Source organism: Nesterenkonia sp. K-15-9-6, assembly GCF_052656005.1.
Genome location: NZ_JBQYEY010000088.1, coordinates 1 through 251, shown reverse-complemented (window position 1 = coordinate 251; position 251 = coordinate 1). Strand labels below are relative to the sequence as shown.

Here is a 251-nt window from a genome sequence, read left to right as displayed (position 1 = left end):
AATTCATCGGTGGCCGTGGTGTCGGCTCCGCCGCCTTCATACTGCACCGGGCGGGAAGGATCGACAGATTTGATCCAGCGATACAGCGCGTCGTGATTAGCGCCGTGGCCTGATTCATTCCCCAGCGACCAGATGATCACACTCGGGTGATTACGATCGCGCTGCACCATTCGCGTTACGCGTTCGCTCATCGCCGGTAGCCAGCGCGGATCATCGGTCAGACGATTCATGGCAACATGCCGTGGGTTGAA

Annotated in this window: 1 pseudogene; it reads right to left on the bottom strand. The window is 59.0% G+C overall.

The features are described from left to right. A pseudogene (locus SD455_RS16720) lies at window positions 1-251 on the bottom strand (glycoside hydrolase family 2 TIM barrel-domain containing protein); the annotation flags it as partial.